The organism is uncultured Sphingomonas sp., assembly GCF_902806265.1.
Classification (GTDB): Bacteria; Pseudomonadota; Alphaproteobacteria; order Sphingomonadales; family Sphingomonadaceae; genus Sphingomicrobium.
Window position 1 is genome coordinate 12,112 of the sequence record NZ_CADCVZ010000044.1, and the last position, 18,090, is coordinate 30,201.

18 protein-coding genes are annotated in these 18,090 nt (G+C 66.3%); 3 read left to right on the forward strand and 15 right to left on the reverse strand.

Annotated elements, in window-relative coordinates:
• Window positions 1-24: 24 nt before the first annotated feature.
• From QZX62_RS08850 to rplQ, 10 genes are all read right to left on the reverse strand, one after another.
• Complete coding sequence (locus tag QZX62_RS08850; protein ID WP_294173745.1) at window positions 25-1,344, reverse strand: PQQ-like beta-propeller repeat protein; 1,320 nt, start codon at window positions 1,342-1,344, stop codon at window positions 25-27.
• Window positions 1,345-1,370: 26 nt separating this feature from the next.
• Window positions 1,371-2,069: a tetratricopeptide repeat protein gene (locus QZX62_RS08855; protein ID WP_294173747.1), complete on the reverse strand. Its 699-nt coding sequence runs from the start codon at window positions 2,067-2,069 to the stop codon at window positions 1,371-1,373.
• 116 nt (window positions 2,070-2,185) lie between these two features.
• On the reverse strand, window positions 2,186-3,058 hold the full coding sequence (gene panB / locus QZX62_RS08860) for a 3-methyl-2-oxobutanoate hydroxymethyltransferase (RefSeq protein WP_294173749.1): 873 nt from the start codon (window positions 3,056-3,058) through the stop codon (window positions 2,186-2,188).
• Between the two features lie 4 nt (window positions 3,059-3,062).
• The gene (locus tag QZX62_RS08865; RefSeq protein WP_294173751.1) at window positions 3,063-3,563 is read right to left on the reverse strand and encodes a hypothetical protein; all 501 of its coding nucleotides are present in this window, start codon (window positions 3,561-3,563) and stop codon (window positions 3,063-3,065) included.
• A 359-nt stretch (window positions 3,564-3,922) separates the two neighbouring features.
• Window positions 3,923-4,498, reverse strand: a complete 576-nt coding sequence (locus QZX62_RS08870) for a L,D-transpeptidase family protein (protein WP_294173753.1) — start codon at window positions 4,496-4,498, stop codon at window positions 3,923-3,925.
• 75 nt (window positions 4,499-4,573) lie between these two features.
• Window positions 4,574-5,284, reverse strand: coding sequence for a capsular polysaccharide synthesis protein (locus QZX62_RS08875; RefSeq protein WP_294173757.1), 711 nt, complete (start codon window positions 5,282-5,284; stop codon window positions 4,574-4,576).
• Window positions 5,285-5,307: 23 nt separating this feature from the next.
• Window positions 5,308-6,867, reverse strand: a complete 1,560-nt coding sequence (gene guaA / locus QZX62_RS08880) for a glutamine-hydrolyzing GMP synthase (RefSeq protein ID WP_294173759.1) — start codon at window positions 6,865-6,867, stop codon at window positions 5,308-5,310.
• Window positions 6,868-6,940: 73 nt separating this feature from the next.
• Entirely contained in the window at window positions 6,941-7,531 is a 591-nt protein-coding gene (locus tag QZX62_RS08885; RefSeq protein ID WP_294173761.1) for a hypothetical protein, read from the reverse strand.
• A 115-nt stretch (window positions 7,532-7,646) separates the two neighbouring features.
• Window positions 7,647-9,704, reverse strand: a complete 2,058-nt coding sequence (locus QZX62_RS08890) for a prolyl oligopeptidase family serine peptidase (protein WP_294173775.1) — start codon at window positions 9,702-9,704, stop codon at window positions 7,647-7,649.
• Between the two features lie 223 nt (window positions 9,705-9,927).
• The gene (gene rplQ / locus QZX62_RS08895) at window positions 9,928-10,347 is read right to left on the reverse strand and encodes a 50S ribosomal protein L17 (RefSeq protein ID WP_294173762.1); all 420 of its coding nucleotides are present in this window, start codon (window positions 10,345-10,347) and stop codon (window positions 9,928-9,930) included.
• Window positions 10,348-10,746: 399 nt separating this feature from the next.
• Between rplQ and QZX62_RS08900 the strand changes: the two genes are divergently transcribed.
• Window positions 10,747-11,358: a DUF922 domain-containing protein gene (locus QZX62_RS08900; RefSeq protein ID WP_294173764.1), complete on the forward strand. Its 612-nt coding sequence runs from the start codon at window positions 10,747-10,749 to the stop codon at window positions 11,356-11,358.
• A 115-nt stretch (window positions 11,359-11,473) separates the two neighbouring features.
• Here QZX62_RS08900 and QZX62_RS08905 read toward each other — a convergent pair whose 3' ends face one another.
• The 5 genes from QZX62_RS08905 to rpsM all read right to left on the reverse strand — a co-directional run bounded on the left by QZX62_RS08905 (window position 11,474) and on the right by rpsM (window position 15,042).
• Window positions 11,474-11,653, reverse strand: coding sequence for a hypothetical protein (locus QZX62_RS08905; protein WP_294173766.1), 180 nt, complete (start codon window positions 11,651-11,653; stop codon window positions 11,474-11,476).
• Window positions 11,654-11,784: 131 nt separating this feature from the next.
• Window positions 11,785-12,798 carry an outer membrane beta-barrel protein gene (locus QZX62_RS08910; RefSeq protein WP_294173768.1) on the reverse strand — a complete coding sequence of 338 codons (1,014 nt, stop codon included), beginning with the start codon at window positions 12,796-12,798 and terminating at the stop codon, window positions 11,785-11,787.
• A gap of 207 nt (window positions 12,799-13,005) precedes the next feature.
• On the reverse strand, window positions 13,006-14,076 hold the full coding sequence (locus QZX62_RS08915; protein ID WP_294173769.1) for a DNA-directed RNA polymerase subunit alpha: 1,071 nt from the start codon (window positions 14,074-14,076) through the stop codon (window positions 13,006-13,008).
• A 98-nt stretch (window positions 14,077-14,174) separates the two neighbouring features.
• Window positions 14,175-14,564, reverse strand: a complete 390-nt coding sequence (gene rpsK, locus QZX62_RS08920; RefSeq protein ID WP_294171065.1) for a 30S ribosomal protein S11 — start codon at window positions 14,562-14,564, stop codon at window positions 14,175-14,177.
• A 109-nt stretch (window positions 14,565-14,673) separates the two neighbouring features.
• Complete coding sequence (gene rpsM, locus QZX62_RS08925) at window positions 14,674-15,042, reverse strand: 30S ribosomal protein S13 (protein ID WP_294173770.1); 369 nt, start codon at window positions 15,040-15,042, stop codon at window positions 14,674-14,676.
• A gap of 208 nt (window positions 15,043-15,250) precedes the next feature.
• Between rpsM and QZX62_RS08930 the strand changes: the two genes are divergently transcribed.
• Complete coding sequence (locus tag QZX62_RS08930) at window positions 15,251-16,171, forward strand: bifunctional riboflavin kinase/FAD synthetase (RefSeq protein WP_294173772.1); 921 nt, start codon at window positions 15,251-15,253, stop codon at window positions 16,169-16,171.
• Window positions 16,172-16,358: 187 nt separating this feature from the next.
• Window positions 16,359-18,090, forward strand: a 1,732-nt coding sequence (locus QZX62_RS08935; protein WP_294173773.1) for a class I tRNA ligase family protein, incomplete at its 3' end; no start/stop codon positions are given.

The following is an 18,090-nucleotide window of genomic DNA, read 5'->3' on the forward strand; positions in this document are numbered from 1 at the left end:
CCGACGCAAGCCGGGGTACAGCCCCTAGCGGAACCCGTGCAGGCGGCCGCGCTCGTCGAGGACGTAGAGGGCGCTGTTCGCCACCGCCATCGGCACGCTGACAGGAGCACCGACATTGGTCTGGCTTTGGAAGCTGCCGTTCGCGGGATCGACGTTGATCAGCACGCCGTTGGAGCCCGCCACCATCAGGCGGTCGCCGGCCAGCACGGGGCCTACGTAGCTGATGGGGCCACGCTTCGCCTTTTGGTTGAGAAAAGCCGGCAGCTGGTTGATCCAGCGGATCTTGCCCGTGTTGCGCGCGATTGCGATCAGCTTGGCGTCGTCGGTCACCACATAGACCCAGTCCCCGGCAACCCACGGCGTTTCGATGCCGGCGATGTTGAGCTCCCAGATGCGCTGGCCGCTGGTGAGGTCCAGCGCGACCATCCGTCCACCCTGCCCGACGGCGAACACCTGGCTGCTGTCGATCACGGGGCTGGCGTCGATGTCCGACAGGGTCGCAACGCTGGTCGACACCGATGTCCGCGACAGGGCGTCCTGCCAGACCAGGCGTCCGTTCTCCGCGCGGTAGGCATTGAGCTCGCCGCTCGAAAAGCCCGCCACCACCGTGCTCTGGGCAATGGCCGGAGCACCGGTGCCGAACACGCCCGCGATCTCCAGGGCCGCCGGCTTGGACCAGTTGCTGGAGCCGTTCGCCTGCTTCAGCGAAAAGATCTGATTGTCCTGGCTCATCGCATACAGGCTGTCGCCGGCGATTGCCGGAGCACCGCGCAACGGGGCACCCAGTCGCACCTGCCAGGCGATGCCGCCGTTGGTGCCGTCCAGCGCCGCCACAAAGCCCAGGCCGTTGGTCGCGAACACCCGGCCGTTGGCGTAGGCCACGCCGCCGCCGTACAGCGACGCGCTGTTGCCCCGCTCCGTCCCGAACTGCGTCGCCCAGACCTGCCGCCCGGTGGCCGCATCAAAGGCGCGAACGGTGGCCGCCGTGTCGACCGTGAAGACCTTGTTGTCCGCGACGACCGGACCCCCGCCGAGCTTGGCTTGGACGCTGCTGCCCTGCCCGATGCTGACGCTGAAGGCGGTCCCGAGCGCGTCGCCGAGCGCCAGATGGCCCATCGACTTGGCGGCGTTGCCGCCGGGCTGCGACCATTCGGCGTTGGCCTGCGCCGGCGACAGCGAGAATGGCACAGCGGCCGTTGCCGGATCGACGGCGATATCCGCGTCGGCCGCAAGCACCGCCACCCGGTCGCCCAGCACCGGCGTCTTGGGTCGCGCCCGGTTGAACGGGTTGCATCCGCTGACCAGCGCAGCAGCGATCAATACCCCGGCAAGCTTGTAGTTCATGTCCGTCTTTCGATCCTCTGAGTCTGCTATGAGCCGGCAGGCATCTGAGCGGTGGCGTCCACGCCAAGGGTCCCCGCGATCTGCACCGCGCGAGAGCGCAGGGACGGCGGCAGGTCCTGGCGCGAAGCGATTTGCCCGAACAGCCGTCCCGCTTCGCTGCGGCGACCGCCCTTGATCATCGCCATGGCGGTCAGCTCGGCCGCGCTGCCGAACCAGGCACTCTCGGCCGTGGTCATGGGCTGCAGCCGGGCGATCACCTCTTCCGGCTTGAGGCTGTCGAACTCCAGCGCCGTGCCGCGCAGCAGCGCCGCGTCGCGCACCGCCTGCGGCTGGTCGCCGTCGGCCGCAACCTCGCGGTAGGCCGCAATGGCAGCCGCCCGATTACCCTTCTGCAGCGCAAAGGCAGCGCCGGTCAGCTGCGCCAGCCCTGCATATTCGTCCGAGCCCTGCCGCTGGATGCCGGCCAGCCGCTGCTCAACGGTACGGGTGTTGCCCGCGCCTATATCTGTGATCACCGCCGCCAGCACTTCGCTCTGCTCCGCCGCGGCTGCCCGCTGCTGGCCGCGCCAGTACAGCAGGCCCGCGAACGCCACGAGCAGCAGCAGCGCCGCGCCGATGACCCAAAGGCCGTAGCGGCGGAAGAACTCCTCCGCCTGGCTGCGCCGCAGGTTCTCGTCGACTTCGCGGATGAAGCTTTCGTTGGTTTCGCCGGGAGCCAGTGCCAAGGATCGCGCCTCGTAGAATGAATTATCAAGTGCCGCGCTGGCCCGTCATGTCGGCTGCGACATGAACCGGAGCTTGGCGGGGAGCCTCTACAGGGCTTTCTTGCCTGCGCAAAGACTCACGCGGGTTTGGGACGATACGTCTGGTCGGTGGTGGGGAAGCGGCGCTCCCGCACTTCCGCGGCATAGGCCTCGACGGCTTGCCCGATCCGGGCGGCAAGATCGTCGTAACGCTTCACGAACCTGGGCGTGCGCTCGAACAGGCCCAGCATGTCCTCGGTCACCAGCACCTGCCCGTCGCACTCGGCCGACGCGCCGATGCCGATGACCGGCACTGGCACTGCGCGGGTGATTTCGGTCGCGATGCCCTCCAGCACGCCTTCGGCGACAATGGCAAAGGCGCCCGCGTCCGCCACCGCGCGCGCGTCGGCGAGGATCTTGGCCGCTTCCGCTTCGCTCCGCCCACGCGCGCCGTAGCCGCCCAGCGTGTTCACCGCCTGCGGGGTGAGACCCACGTGGCCGATCACCGGGATTCCGCGATCGGCCAGGAAACGGACGGTCGGCACCATGGCCTCCCCACCTTCCAGCTTCACCGCCGCGCAACCGGTTTCCTTCATCAGCCGGGCGGCGCTGGCGAACGCCTGTTCGGGCGAGCCCTCGTAACTGCCGAACGGCATGTCTACCGCAACCAGCGCATGCCAGCTGCCGCGCACCACCGCGGCACCATGCGCGCACATCATCTCGAGCGTCACCGGCACGGTCGAGGGCAGGCCGTAGATCACCTGCCCCAGGCTGTCCCCGACCAGCAGGAGGTCGCAGTGCGGGTCGAGCAGCTGCGCCATCCGCATGGTGTAGGCGGTCAGCATCACGATCGGCTGCTCGGTCCGGCCGTCCTGCTTGCGGCCTTTGAGCGACGGGACCGTCATCCGCTTGCCCGGAACCGGCGAGGGCGTCGCCCGGCTGGTCGCCGTGTCCAGGGTGAAGGTCGACATACCCCTAGCGCAGCCAGCCGCGCGTGCGGCTGTGCCGGGCGAACCAGAAGATCGTCCAGGTCAGCGCCAGGATGATGAGAGGGATCAGCAACGCGTCGGACGACATGCCCTCACGCAATGCCGGTACGATTAGGAAACCCGCGAACCAGATGACCGTGCCCAGCAGCGACACCAGCAGTGCGGGCTCCGCGAGCTTGCGCCTGAGCAGCAGCAGCACCGCGCCAACCAGGCCCGGCCACACGGCCAGGCCGTAAGCGCCAGTCATCCACCACGGCTCCGCGTTGAACAGCTGGCGCTGATCCAGCGGAAGGCCGGCGGGATCGGTGGCAACATGGCTGATGTAGGTGACGGCGCCCAGCGCCATGAACACCACCGCCGCAATGGCCGCGGGCTTGAACCATCTCGCCACCGGCTGCGGGGCAAAGCGATCGTCAACGTCCAGCTTGCCGCTCCCCAATGGTTCTTCGCTATCATAGCGCGTCCGCTTGGCTGTGGGAACGCTCATGCGGTCCAAGGCTGGTCGGGTCGACGACATGGCTAGCCCGAGGCGCAATCGCACCTCGCGCCTATTCTTTCCTTTTGGCTGAAGCATAACCTAGTTTAGCGCGCGAACGTCCTTTGTCATGCAGCTTACTTGGGAAGGTCATAATCAAGGATCATACCGCGCCCATGCAGGACGACATCGCATATCATCGGGCTCGCGCCAGTCACGAGCTGAACCTGGGACTGACCAGTACTTCCATTCCAGCTGCACGCTCGCACCTGAGGCTCAGTTCGCTGCACATGGAGCGGCTTCGCCTGTTGGCTGGCGAAGACGTGCTCGGTCGGCCGCCCTTTTTCGTTGCCTGACGAGGCAACGGAAATTTAACCCTCGATGATGACCTCGGTCCCGAGCTTGGTCAGGCCGTAGAGCTTCTTCGCGAAGCCGAGCGGCAGCCGTACGCAGCCGTGGCTGGCGGGGTAGCCGGGCAGCGCGCCGGCATGAAAGGCGATGCCCTTCTCGTCGTACATCTGCATGTAGGGCATGGGCGCGTTGTCGTACTTGCGGCTGAAGCCCTTCACCTGCTTGCGGAAGATCTTCCAGAAGCCGAGCGGGGTTTCCTTGCCCTTCTTGCCGCTGGAGATTGTCGACATGCCGACCAGCTGCTCGCCGCGGTAGACATAGAAGCGCTGGGTCATCAGGTCGATCACGACCTTGGACTCGCCATCCTTCGGGATGCTCGCCGCCCAGTATGAGTCGCCCGGCCGCATCGCCACCGGGCCCCAGAGCGCCAACGAGTCCTTGTGCGCCCTAGGCGCGTTGCCTTGGGTCCAGCGATACGGCAGCTCCCGCGCTATGGGAGCAGTCACCGGCACGGCAACCTTGGGCGGCGGCGTGGCGCAACCTGCAAGCAGCATGGCTCCCGCCGCCGCCAAGCCCAAGCCCTTCGATGTGCGCATTTGTTTAGCTCCCCAGCGGCATGAAACAGCGGTAAATCGGCCACAAGTCAATGCTTTGATCGACCCTGATACCGCTCAAACGTTGGCGCCCGATGACGGCGTATCGGCCTGCGGGCGCTTGTGGCTGAACTTCAACACGGTGGCGATCGGCTCGCCCGTCCACCCGGGCAATGACGGCGCCGCGCTGATCTGTGGCGTTCGCGCCCACTCACGGCGGAACGACGAGGAGCTTCGCAGCAGGTAGTCGAACACATATTGCTGCCAGTGATAGACCCTGGTGGCGGTGTTCCGCGGCTCCCAGAAGCGGCGCGACTCCCACCAGAGTTGCTCCAGGATCCGGCTGTCGCGTCGCGCTGCCAGGAACCAGTTGGCGATGGGCCGGTCCGCACCCGGCACGCTGAAGGCGAAGAAGTCAGCATGGGACATGACCAGCGGCAGCCAGTGATCGAGCGGTACCCGGCACTGGGTCGTGGCATCCGCCCAAACGCCGCCATGCTCGCGCAGCAGCTTCATGCGCAGGAGGTCGGAGTAGTGCTGAATGCGGATGTCCGCGGGCACCGGAAAGTCGGCGAACGGCCGACCGCTCCAGAGCCGCACCTCCCAGCCGGGGTTCATCGTCCGCCAGCTCGCCACGGACGAACGGGTGATCTCCGGCGCCTGATCGAAGCCACTGTCCCAGTAGAGATGGATGAGCTTCGGGAAAGCTGGCCGCGGCGCCGGGACCGGGCGATCGAACAATCGCTTGAAGCGCCCGAAGCGCTTGTACTCCACGAAGCGGGTCAGCACGTCCTAACGTCCCTCCCCGCGCCTCACTCCCACTCGATCGTACCCGGGGGCTTGGACGTATAATCGTAGACCACCCGGTTGATGCCGGCGACCTCGTTGACGATCCGGGTGGCGACGCGGCTCAGGAACTCGCTCGAGAAGGGATAGACGTCCGCGGTCATTCCATCGACGCTGGTGACCGCGCGCAGGCCGCAGACGCTGTCGTAGGTGCGCGCGTCGCCCATCACGCCCACGGTGCGCACCGGCAGCAGCACCGCAAATGCCTGCCAGATGGCGTCGTACAGCCCGGCGTTGCGGATCTCCTCGAGGTAGATGGCGTCGGCCTTGCGCAGGATATCGCAGCGCTCCTCCGTCACCTCGCCGGGAATGCGGATGGCGAGGCCTGGGCCGGGGAACGGGTGCCGCCCGACGAACGCATCCGGCAGCCCGAGCTCCCGCCCGAGTTCGCGCACCTCGTCCTTGAACAGCTCGCGCAAGGGTTCCACCAGCTGCATGTTCATGCGCTCAGGCAGCCCGCCGACATTGTGATGGCTCTTGATCGTGACCGACGGTCCGCCGGTGAAGCTGACACTCTCGATCACGTCCGGGTAGAGGGTGCCCTGGGCAAGGAAGTCGGCCCCGCCGATCTTCTTGGCCTCGGCCTCGAACACGTTGATGAACTCGGCGCCGATGAACTTGCGCTTGGCTTCCGGGTCGGTGACGCCGGCCAGCCCGCCGAGGAAGTCCGCGCTCGCGTCGACATGCACCAGCGGGATGTTGTAGCTGCCGCGGAACAGGCCGACGACCTGTTCGGCCTCGCCGGCGCGCATCAAGCCATGGTCCACGAACACGCAGGTCAGCTGCTCGCCGATCGCCTCGTGGATCAGCACGGCAGCAACCGCGCTGTCCACCCCGCCCGACAGTCCGCAGATCACCCGGCCCGAGCCCACCTGCGCGCGGATCTCGGCGATCTTGGCGGCGCGGAACGCTTCCATGCTCCAGCTGCCCGAGCAGCCGCAGATATGGCGGGCGAAGTTGGCGAGCAGCTTGCCGCCGTCGGGCGTGTGGACCACTTCCGGGTGGAACATCAGGCTGTAGCGCTTGAGATCTTCGTTGGTGGCAATGGCTAAGGGCGCGCCTTCCGAGCGGGCGACGACCTCAAAGTCGGACGCGAGGCTCTCGACGCGGTCGCCGTGACTCATCCACACCTGGTGCCGCTCGCCGACCTGCCATAGCCCGTCGAACAAGGCGGAAGGCGCGACCACCTCGATGTACGCGCGACCGAATTCCTTGCTGTCGGAAGTGACCACCTTGCCACCGAGCTGCTGGTGCAGGGTCTGCTGACCGTAGCAGATGCCGAGCAGGGGCAGGCCGCTGTCGAACAGGACCTGCGGCGCACGGGGACTGTCCTCCCAGGTTACGGAGGACGGCCCGCCCGAGAAGATGATGCCCTTGGGGTTCAGTCGCCGAAACGCTTCCTCCGCGGCGCTGAACGGCGCAATCTCGCAATATACGCCGGTCTCGCGAATGCGGCGCGCGATCAGCTGGGTGACCTGGCTGCCAAAGTCGACGATCAGAAGGGTTTCCGCCGGCTGGACGGTCATGGAGGTCGCCTACAAAAAGAAAGTGCGCGAGCCACTAGGGCCCGCGCACTCCTCTGTCTACCGAAGCGGCGGCTTAGTAGCCGTAGCCGTATCGGGCGTAACGCTGACGCTTGAAGTCGAGGTCGGAAATGCGGCCGCTCCGACTGTCGAACTTGCAGCTGAACCGGACCTGCGGCGCCTGAGCTTGGGCGTAACCGCCGTACGGTGCATTGTAGCCGCCGTAAGCGCCGTAGTTGCCCTGCCATCCGGCCTGGCCAGCCCAGCCTACGACGCGGAAGTTGCCGTTGCGGGTGCGCTCGACGCGCTCGATCTGGTTCACGCGAACCGCGCTGTTGTACCCGTAGTTACGGTAGTAGCCGTTGTTGTAGCCGCCATAGGCGCCGTTCAATCGGCCTTCGGCAGCCCGGGCGCACTGGTCAACCGCGACCCGCTCGTTGGCGTAGCCGTAGTTCCCGTAGCCGGGTTGGCCATAACCGCCGCCATAGCCGCCACCGTAACCCCCCGCGCCACCGCGCAGGATCGAGTCGAGGATCGCGCCCACAAGGACGTTGCCGCCGCCGTAGCCGCCGCCAGGGTAGTATTGCGCTGCGGCAGGAGCCGCAAAGCCACCGGCTGCGACCGCTACCGCGGCACCGCCGATGAGGAATTTGTGAACAGCCTTCATGGCTCTCTCCTTACAAGCCAACGGGCCCACCCGCCGATGAGAACGCTTGTCTCACGAGCGGGCTGCATTGTGCCTGAATAGGATCGTTGGCCGTCGTTCAGGTGGCGCAACGAATTCAGCTGGCCGGCTTAACCTCCAGCCCGGTGAACCGCGCTAGGAAGGCGTACACGTCGGCGGCTTCCTCGATGATCTTGTCGGTCGGCTTGCCCGAGCCGTGGCCGGCACGGGTCTCGATCCGGATGAGGTGCGGCTGGCCCTCGGGGTTCGCCTGCTGCAGCGCCGAGATATACTTGAAGCTGTGCCCCGGCACCACGCGGTCGTCGGTGTCGGCGGTGGTCACCAGCAGCGCCGGGTAGCGCACGCCCGGCTTGAGGTTGTGATAGGGCGAGTAGGCGTAGAGCGTCCGGAAGTCGGCTTGCCTGTTGGGATAGCCATAGTCGTCGACCCAGTAGCGCCCGGCGGTGAACTTGTCGAAGCGCAGCATGTCCATCACGCCCACGGCCGCGTTGGCCGCCGCGAACAGGTCCGGCCGCTGGTTGACCACCGCGCCGACCAGCAGGCCGCCGTTAGATCCGCCCTGGATCGCCAGTCCGCCCTTCGGCGTGATCCCGTTGGCGACGAGATGCTCGCCCGCGCCAATGAAGTCGTCGAACACATTTTGCTTGTTGGCGAGCCGCCCGGCGTCGTGCCACGCCTTGCCGTACTCGCCGCCGCCGCGGATGTTGGCGAGCACCCAGGTCCCGCCATTCTCCAGCCAGGCCATGCGGGTGGCGGAGAAGCTAGGGGTCATGGACGCGTTGAACCCGCCATAGCCATAGAGCAGCGTCGGCGAAGGCCCCGTCAGCCCCTTCCTGCGGACGATGAACATCGGCACACGGGTGCCGTCCTTGGATGCGAAGAAGCGCTGCTCGACGCTATAGTCTTCCGGATTGAACGCCACCTTCGGGGCGGCCCACTCGCTCGCCTGACCCGCGCGTACGTCGTAGCGGTAGATGGTGGTCGGCCGGTTGAAGCTCGTGAAGGCGAAAAAGGTCTCCGGATCGTCGAAGTCGCCGCTGAAACCGCCGGCTGTGCCGATCCCCGGCAAGTCGATCTTGCGGGCGAGCTTGCCATCCAGGTCGTGGACCCGCACCTCCGTCTTGGCATCGACCAGGTAGGAGGCGATAAGCTTACCCCCGACCAGGCTGGCGCCGTCCAGCGTCGCCTCCTGCTCGGCGATCACCGTCTTCGGCTTGGGCGCGGCGTCGCGGATGTCGAGGGAGACCACCTTCAGCTTGGGTGCGCCCTCGTTCGCGATGAAGAAAAAGGTCTGCCCGCGATTGCCGACGTAGCTGTAATTGTACTGGTACCCGGGCACGATCACCCGCGGCTTGGCGGAGCGACGCTGGAGGTCGACCAAGGTCACTTCGTAGCGCTCGTCGGTGCCGCTCGAGGAGGTCACGATCGCCCAGCGGCCATCGTCGCTGACCTCGGCGGTGTGGTTGAGCTCCGGCTTGGCCGACGTGGCGAAGACCAGCCGGTCGGCGGTCTGCGAGGTGCCGAGCTTGTGAAAGTAGACCTTCTGGTTCTGGTTGAGGCCCTGAAAAGTCTGCCCGGCGGCCGGCTCGTCGAACCGGCTGTAGAGGAAGCCCGAACCGTCCTTGGCCCAGCTGAGGTTGGAGAACTTCACCCACTTGATCTCGTCCGGGGTCGGCTTGCCCGTGGCGACGTCCAGCACCTTGACGGTGCGCCAGTCGGTGCCGCCGTCCTGGACCGAGTAGAGCAGGTGCTTGCCATCCTCGCTCGGCACCCACTCGGCCAGCGCCGTGGCGCCGTCCTGCGACCATTGGTTGGGATCGACCAGCAGCCGCGGCTCGCCGTTGACGCTCTCGCGAACGTAGAGCGGCGACTGATTCTGCAAGCCGCTGTTGCGCTGGTAAAAGTAGCGGCCGCCTTTCTGCTGAGGGATGCCGAAGCGCTCGTAGTTATAGAGCTCCGTCATGCGCGCCTTGAGCGCCTCGCGCCCCGGCAGCTGATCCAGGAACGCGTCGGTGACCTGATTCTGCGCCGTTACCCAGCTGCGCACCTCCGTGTCGTTGCGGACGTCGTTCTCCAGCCAGCGGAAAGGGTCCGCAACCGCTACCCCGAACTGGGTTTCGGTGAGGTCCTGGCGGCGGGTCTGCGGATAGGTCATGCGGGGAGCGGCCGGCGCGGTGCTCGCAACCTCTTGCCTCGTGACCAGATTGCCGGGCGTCGCAACCTCGCCCGTCTGAGTAGTAGCGGCGGTACAGGCGGCGATCGTCGGAAGGGTCATCAGGATCAGGCTCTTGCGCATGGGTGGTCCCGCGAAAAAGAAGAAGGGCGCCAACTGCCTAGCAGCGACGCCCTTCCGTTCAAGTCTTTGAAGGCCCGGGGGCTTACGCCGCCTCCAGCTCCTCGTCGGTCATGACCGGCCCGGAATCCTGGCCCTTGGCCGAAACGTCGCGGTCGACGAACTCGATGATCGCGATCGGCGCGGCGTCCGACAGGCGGATGCCGGCCTTGACCACGCGGGTGTAGCCGCCGTTGCGCGCGGCATAGCGCGGCGCCAACACGTCGAACAGCTTCTGCAGCTGCGCGTCATCCAGCAGCCGGGCATGGGCCAGGCGGCGGTTCGACAGCCCGCCCTTCTTGGCCAGCGTCACTAGCTTCTCGACATACGGCCGCAGCTCCTTGGCTTTGGCCAGCGTGGTGGTGATCTGCTCATGCTTGATGAGCGCAGCCGCCATGTTGCGGAACAAGGCCGTCCGGTGGCTGGAGGTGCGCTGAAGCTTACGGTGGCCGACACGATGGCGCATGCGGTATTCCTTTCGTTCGTCGGGGACCCGCGCAGGGTTTTATCGAAGTGACACTCCGATAGGGAACCCTCAGGTAGTCCCAGCCAGGCGGTGCTTGCTCGGGGACCGCCGGTCCCAATACGAAAGGACGAGCCAAAGCCCGTCGTTTCGTGCCGCACGCCGATGGCGAAACGGTTATGCAAAGTCAAGTTGCGCCCCCCCCCCCCCGAGCGCTCAGCCGCAGACCTGCCGGGGAGCTACAATCGGGCCGCCACAGAAACCTGCGGTTCAGCCCGGTTCTTACAGTGGGCGCTTGTTTGCCGATGCGGACGTTCACATCAGACATTTCTCGAAATGGAGGAGAAGCGGGTAATGCAGTTTTCGACAACCAGGGGAGCCAGGCTGCTGGCGCGGAGTTGCATGGCTGTAGCCATCGGGTCGGTTCCGGCGGTGGCCTTCGCCCAAGCTGCGCCGCCCACCGGGGCCGCCCCGGCGCCGCAAACGACCGTCGCGGTGCCCGCACCCAATCCGCTGGCCCAGATCCCGGGTGTGACTGTCCGTCACTATGACGTGACGGGCAACACCATCGAGACCATCCGCGCGTCGATCGCCGCTCAGCGACCCAAGGACCCCGTGACCGGCAATCCGGCGGCGTCCTCGTCGAACTGGTCGATCGGAGTGAATGTAAGAAAGGCGACCACGGGCAAGGAATGCAAGCTTGCGGGCGCAACCGCCACCTTCAAGGGGGAGGTAGTCCTGCCCCGTCTTGTCGGCATCGAGACCTTGCCCGCGCCGGTGCAGACGCAATGGCGGAACTATGTGGCGTCGATTGAACAGCAGCAGGCCGAACGTTTGCGCCAGCCCTACCAGCGCCTAGGCGAAGTGGAGCGCGCGGTAATGGCCAGCAGTTGCGACGGCGCCGGCGAGGCCGCCAATAAGGCCATCGCGGAGATTACCAAGGCAGCTCCGGTGCCACCCGCTGCTGCGGCCCCTCCTCCTGCTCCTGCTTCGGCCAAACCGACACAGCGCTGAGACCCTTGAACGTCGCCGGGAAGTCCAGCAGTGGCTTCCCGGCCAGACGCTTCCGTGCACGGCTTGCCTGGGGCCGGGGATCGGCCCAGGTTGAACATGGGCGCCGGCTGACCCGCTAACGTAGCTTGGCGAAGTTCAGTTCGTCCTGCTTTGCCCCTGCCTTGATCGACTCCTCGCTGCGGGTGAGTGCCTTGGCCAGCGCCTTCAGCGGCATGCTCTTGGCCGCCAGGCTGGGCAGCTTGCCGAGCTCCTCTGAAGTCCACGGCTGCAGGTGCCGCTCAGTGCGCACGCTCATCTTCCTCCGTTGCTGCGACAAAGAAAAGGGCGGAGCGCTTAGGCACCCCGCCCTTCACTATTCACGCTTGGCCGAGCCATCTTCTGCCCAGCTTGAGGCTGCACGAAGCAGCCTCTTGCTGGACCGAATGGTTAGCCGCGCTCCGGAGCCGGCGGCGGCGGCGGCGGCGGCGGCGGCGGCGCCGGGCAGACGTCGGTCGCCAGGATCACCGAACCGTCCGGGCAGGTCTGGGTCTGCGGCGGCGGCGGCGGCGGCGCAGCTTCAACCGGCGGCGGCGGGGGCGGCAGTGCAGCCTCCGGAGCAGCGAAGTTGAAGATCAAGCTCGCCAGCAGCGAGTGGCTGCGGAAGCGCTGCTCGAAATCGCTGAACAGCGTCGCGTTGGTCGTCTGATCGACGAGCACCGGAGCAGTCACCGTGCCGACGTTTACGGTGTTCGGGTTGCCCGCGAGGCCAGCACCAACATCATCGGTCAGGCCGAGCTTGCGGGTGCGGAGGTGACGGTACTTGAGACCCAGGTCGATGTTCGGCGTCACTGCGTAACGGGCACCAGCGATCAGCTGGCCAGCCCAGCTCGAGTCCCGAGCGCCGGCGAAGCGGACGCGGGCGCGGCCGATACCGGCACCGGCGTAGAACGACAGGCCGTCTTCGTTACCGAAGTCGAGCAAACCGTTCAGCATCAGGGTACGAACCTTAACACGGCCGTTGAGGTCGACATCGTTAGCCGACAGCGCGCCAAGGCCGGGAGCGCCGGTATCCGGGGCGACAGACGGACGGTTCAGCGCCGTGTTGAGGGCGGTGATGAAGTCCCCATCGACTTCGAAGTCGTTCAAACGGGCACGCTTGAAGGCTACTTCGCCTTCCAGGCGGAACGCGCCGAAATCATAGCCCGCGATCACGTCCAGATCACGACCGCGCTTATAGTCTAGGCCATAAGCGTTGTCGAAAGTGACGTCGACCGGACCGGCCGGACCCGCGGGGGTAGCCGGCGTCTGAGTGGTGGTGAAGTCGACATCGACGTTGGCATCCTGATCCTTGGGGAACAGAACGCCGCCTTCGATGCCGATGTACGGCGAGCCGTCGCGGGCGGCCGCCGGGCTGGCGACGGCAACAACCGCGATCGCGGTTGCCAGTAAAGTCTTGCGCATATGTATTCTCCTTCGCGCTGCAGTGACATGCCCAACATAGAATAGGGGCGAGGGTTGCACCGCAACAGGCCTGTAGGACCCGTTTGGCCAAGACTGTGGCAGTTGAACAACAGTCGAGTTGATCCATGGTTGGCTGACGAGCGAGCAGTTCAAACAAAAAGGCCGCCCAAACTGGACGGCCTTTTGTTAAGCGGAAGTTGATGGACGTCAGCCAAGCATCTCCTGCTCAAGCTTTTTCGCCATTTCTTCGATATTCTCAGGCGGCCAGCCCGGAATGTCCATTCCAAGCCTCAGCCCCATCGATGCCAGCACTTCCTTGATTTCGTTCAAGGACTTGCGGCCGAAGTTGGGCGTGCGAAGCATCTCGGCTTCCGTCTTCTGAACGAGGTCGCCGATGTAGATGATGTTGTCGTTCTTCAGACAGTTGGCCGACCGCACCGACAGTTCCAGCTCGTCCACCTTCTTGAGCAGGTAACGGTTGAGCTGGTTGGTGTCGGTCTGGGTCTCGATCGGCGCAGCCGCGCTGACCGCCTGGCCAATCATCGGCGAACGCTCGCGCACCTGGCCGTCGTCGAAGCCGACAAACAGCGCCAGCTGGTCCTGGAGGATGCGCGCGGCATAGCCGACCGCTTCCTCCGGCAGCACCGTGCCGTCGGTTTCCACCGTCAGCGTCAGCTTGTCATAGTCCAGCTCCTGGCCAACGCGGGTGTTCTCCACCTTGTAGGCGACCTGGCGCACCGGGCTGTACAGCGCGTCCACCGGGATCAGCCCGATCGGCGCGTCGGCCGGGCGGTTGGCTGACGCCGGAACATAGCCCTTCCCGATGTCGGCGGTCAGTTCCATGTTGAGCGTCGCCCCCTGGTCTAGGTGGCAGATTACCAGCTCGGGGTTGGTGACCTCGATGTCGCCGGTCGCCTGGATCTGGCCGGCGGTGACCTCGCCCGGCCCCGTGGCGGTGAGATGCAGCCGCTTGGGCCCCTCGCCTTCCATCCTGAGCGCGATCTGCTTGACATTGAGGACCATGTCGGTGACGTCCTCACGCACCCCGGCAAGCGAGGAGAATTCGTGCAGCACGCCCTCGATCTTGATGGCGGTGACAGCAGCCCCCTGCAGGCTGGAGAGCAGCACGCGGCGCAGCGAGTTGCCCAGCGTCATGCCGAAGCCCCGCTCCAGCGGCTCGGCCACGAACACGGCCTTGCGCCGCGCGTCGCCACCCGACTTGCGCTCTAGCGCATTGGGCTTCTTCAATTCCTGCCAGTTCTTTGCGTTAACGGCCATTTTCTATCCTTGGCAGTGCGGAGCGCGGCGTCCCGCGCTTCCTGTTTTCTGATCTTTTCTCAAGAACCTCGGCCAAAGTCCCACTCTGGCCGAAACTCTTAAACGCGGCGGCGCTTGCTCGGGCGGACGCCGTTGTGAGGGATCGGGGTCACGTCGCGGATGGACGTGATCTGGAAGCCTACCGCCTGCAGCGCCCGAAGCGCGCTCTCGCGGCCCGAGCCCGGACCCTTGACCTCGACCTCCAGCGTGCGAACGCCATGGTCGGCGGCTTTGCGGCCCGCATCTTCGGCGGCGACCTGGGCGGCGTAAGGCGTCGACTTGCGGCTGCCCTTGAAGCCCATCATGCCGGCCGAGCTCCAGGCGATGGCGTTGCCCTGCGCGTCGGTAATGGTGATCATGGTATTGTTGAAGCTGGCGTTCACATGGGCGACGCCGGCCGTAATGTTCTTGCGCTCGCGGCGGCGAATGCGCTGGGGTTCGCGGGCCATTGGGTTCTACATCCTTGAACTGAGTTACGCGCGGAAGACTGCTTCCGGCGGAGAAGAAGGAGGCGGTCGTCACCACGCGTAAAGCGTGGCGCCGAGCGCCTCAGCTCGGCTACTTCTTCTTGCCCGCGATCGGCTTGGCCTTGCCCTTCCGGGTGCGCGCGTTGGTATGGGTGCGCTGGCCGCGGACCGGCAGGCCCTTGCGGTGGCGCAGGCCGCGGTAGCAGGCGAGGTCCATCAGTCGCTTGATGTTCATCGCGGTTTCGCGGCGGAGGTCGCCCTCAACCGTGTGGTCGGCGTCGATGCTCTCGCGGATCTGCAGGACCTCCTGGTCCGTCAGGTCCTGGACGCGGCGCTCCGGCCCGATGTTCAGCTTGGTGGTGATGTCCTTGGCCTTGGTCCGTCCAATGCCGTGGATGTAGGTCAGCGCGATCTCGACGCGCTTGTTGGTCGGGATGTTGACACCCGCGATACGTGCCATGTGTTCCTAGTTCTCCATCTGCTCCACGGGCCGCATGAACTGCCGGCCCATCTCTTCGCTTGGACCCGCCGCCAACGAGAAAACGGCGGACGCAAGGCATGCGCCGCCGAGTGCCGGAGGAACGGGATGGCGCGCAGATAGGATTCGCGGCGCGCGAAGTCAACAAAGACGTGACTTCCCGACTTCCGCATGACTACAGCCCCGCCCGATGGAGCGGCTTTCCCTCGCGGACGGCGTGCCGGAGCGGTTTCGCGGCGGCATCGTCGCCCTCGGCAATTTCGACGGTTTTCACCTCGGCCACCAGGCGGTCGTCGGGCGCGCGGTGGCGCGGGCCGCTCACGAGCGCCGCCCCGCCATCGTCGCCACCTTCGACCCGCATCCCGTGCGCTATTTCAAGCCCGACTGCCCGCCTTTTCGTCTGACCAGCCTCGACCAGCGCGAGCGGCTGTTCGCGCAAGCAGGGGCGGACGCCATGCTGGTGTTCCCCTTCAACGCAGGCCTCGCGGCGACTTCGGCCGAGGACTTCGTCCGGCTGCTGACAAGCGAGGTCGGCGCAGCGGGCGTGGTCACGGGCGAGGACTTCACCTTCGGGGCGCGCCGCGGCGGCAACGTGCAGCTGTTGCGGGAGGTCGGCGCGGGCTTGGGCATGGCGGCCGAGGCGGTCGCGCCCGTCCAGCTGGACGGCGGGCCCGTTTCCTCCAGCCGCGTTCGCGAAGCGCTCAAGGCCGGCGACATGGCCACCGCCACCCGCCTCTTGACCCGCCCGTTCGCGATCGAGGGCGGAGTGCTTCATGGCGACAAGCGGGGGCGCGAGCTCGGCTACCCCACCGCCAACCTGGAGCTCGGCCGCTACCAGCGCCCCGCCTACGGCATCTACGCCGTCCGGGTCCGCCTGGATGACGGCAGCGAGCATGCGGGGGTCGCGAGCCTGGGCATCCGCCCGACCTTCGATCCACCCAAGGAGCTGCTGGAGACCTACATCTTCGACTTCGCCGGCGACCTGTACGGGCGCACGATCGAGGTCGCGCTGCACGATTATCTGCGGAGCGAGGAGAAGTTCGACAGCCTGGATGCGCTGATCGGGCAGATGCGCAAGGATGAGGCGGAGGCCCGGCGCTTGCTGCTCTAAGCACCTCCCTGCCGCGAAGCGGTGGGGAGGGGGACCAGGACGCGAAGCGGCATGGTGGAGGGGCCCGGCGCACGTCGGCCCCTCCACCACTGCCTTCGGCAGCGGTCCCCCTCCCCATCCTTGCTGCGCAAGCACGGGGAGGTTCTGGCTGTTGCATCCCAGCCCTCACCCGCTAGAGCCGCGCGCAATGGCCGACGCTCCCGACAAGCGCGATTACCGCGACACCGTCTTCCTGCCCAAGACCGACTTCCCGATGAAGGCCGGCCTGCCGCAGAAGGAGCCGGCGATCCTCGCCCGGTGGCAGACGGAGGACCTCTACGGCCAGCTTCGTCAGTCGCGCGCGGGCCGCGAGAAGTTCATCCTCCACGACGGCCCGCCCTACGCCAACGGCGACATCCACATGGGCCATGCGATGAACAAGATCCTCAAGGACATCGTCGTGCGCTCGGCGAGCCTGCGCGGGTTCGACGCTCCTTACGTGCCCGGCTGGGACTGCCACGGGCTGCCGATCGAATGGAAGGTCGAGGAGCAGTATCGCAAGAAGAAGATGGACAAGGACGCGGTCCCGACCGACCAGTTCCGCGCCGAATGCCGTGCTTATGCCGAACGCTGGGTGGCTGTGCAGGCCGAGCAGTTCCAGCGCCTCGGCGTGATGGGCGAGTGGGACGATCCCTATCTCACGATGAACTATGCGGCCGAGGCGGCGATCGTCGCCGAGCTGATGAAGTTCGCAATGACCGGCCAGCTCTATCGCGGCGCCAAGCCGGTAATGTGGTCGCCGGTCGAGAAGACCGCGCTCGCCGAGGCCGAGGTCGAATATGAGGACATCGTCTCGACGCAGATCGACGTCGCGTTCGAGATCGTCGAGAGCCCGATCGAGGAGCTGGTCGGCGCTTATGCTGCGATCTGGACCACGACGCCCTGGACGATCCCCGTCAACCAGGCGATCGCCTACGGGCCCGAGATCGAATATTTCCTGGTGCGCTTCGACGAGCATGCGAGCGGCACGCTGACCGTGCTCGTCGCGCGCGAGCTGCTGGAGAGCTTCGGCGCGCGGATCGGCCATCCGGTGGTGCTCAAGGTCGGCGCTGACGACGCGGGCACGGTCACGGCGCTGCGCAGCATCCAGGGCTCCGAGCTTGCCGGGACGGTCGTGCGGCACCCGATGCACCATCTCGGCGGCTTCTTCGCCAAGCCGCGCCCGATGCTCGCCGGCGATTTCGTCACCACCGATGCGGGCACCGGCCTCGTCCACATGTCGCCCGACCATGGCGAGGACGACTTCCTTTTGTGCAAGGCGAACGGCATCGACACGGTGTTCGCGGTCGAGGGCGACGGGCGCTACCGCGAGGATTGGGCGTGGCTCGGCGGCCAGGGCTCGGTGATCAACGCCAAGTTCAACGCGCCGGACGGCCCGATCTGCTCGGACCTGCGCGAAGCGGACGCTTTGCTCTCCGCCAGCGCCGACTTCCAGCACAGCTACCCGCACAGCTGGCGCTCCAAGGCCAAGGTCATCTTCCGCGCCACGCCGCAATGGTTCATCCCGATGGATCAAGCCGCGGGGCAGCGTGTCTCGACTTCGCTCGACACGAACGGTGTGGGAGCGTCCGACCAACAGCAACCGTTCGCTTCGAGCGAAGTCGAGAAGCATGGGCAGGGCCACAACAGCTCTGCCATGACCCTTCGTGAAACGGCCCTCTCGGCAATCGACGACACCCGCTGGGTGCCTGAGAAATCCAAGAACCGTATCCGCGCCATGGTCGAAGGCCGCCCCGACTGGGTGATCAGCCGCCAGCGCGCCTGGGGCGTGCCGATCGCGCTCTACGTGCATCGCAAGAGCGGCGAATACCTCCGCGACGATGCGGTCAACGCGCGCATCGTTGATGCCTTCCTTCGCGGCGGCGCGGACGCCTGGTTCA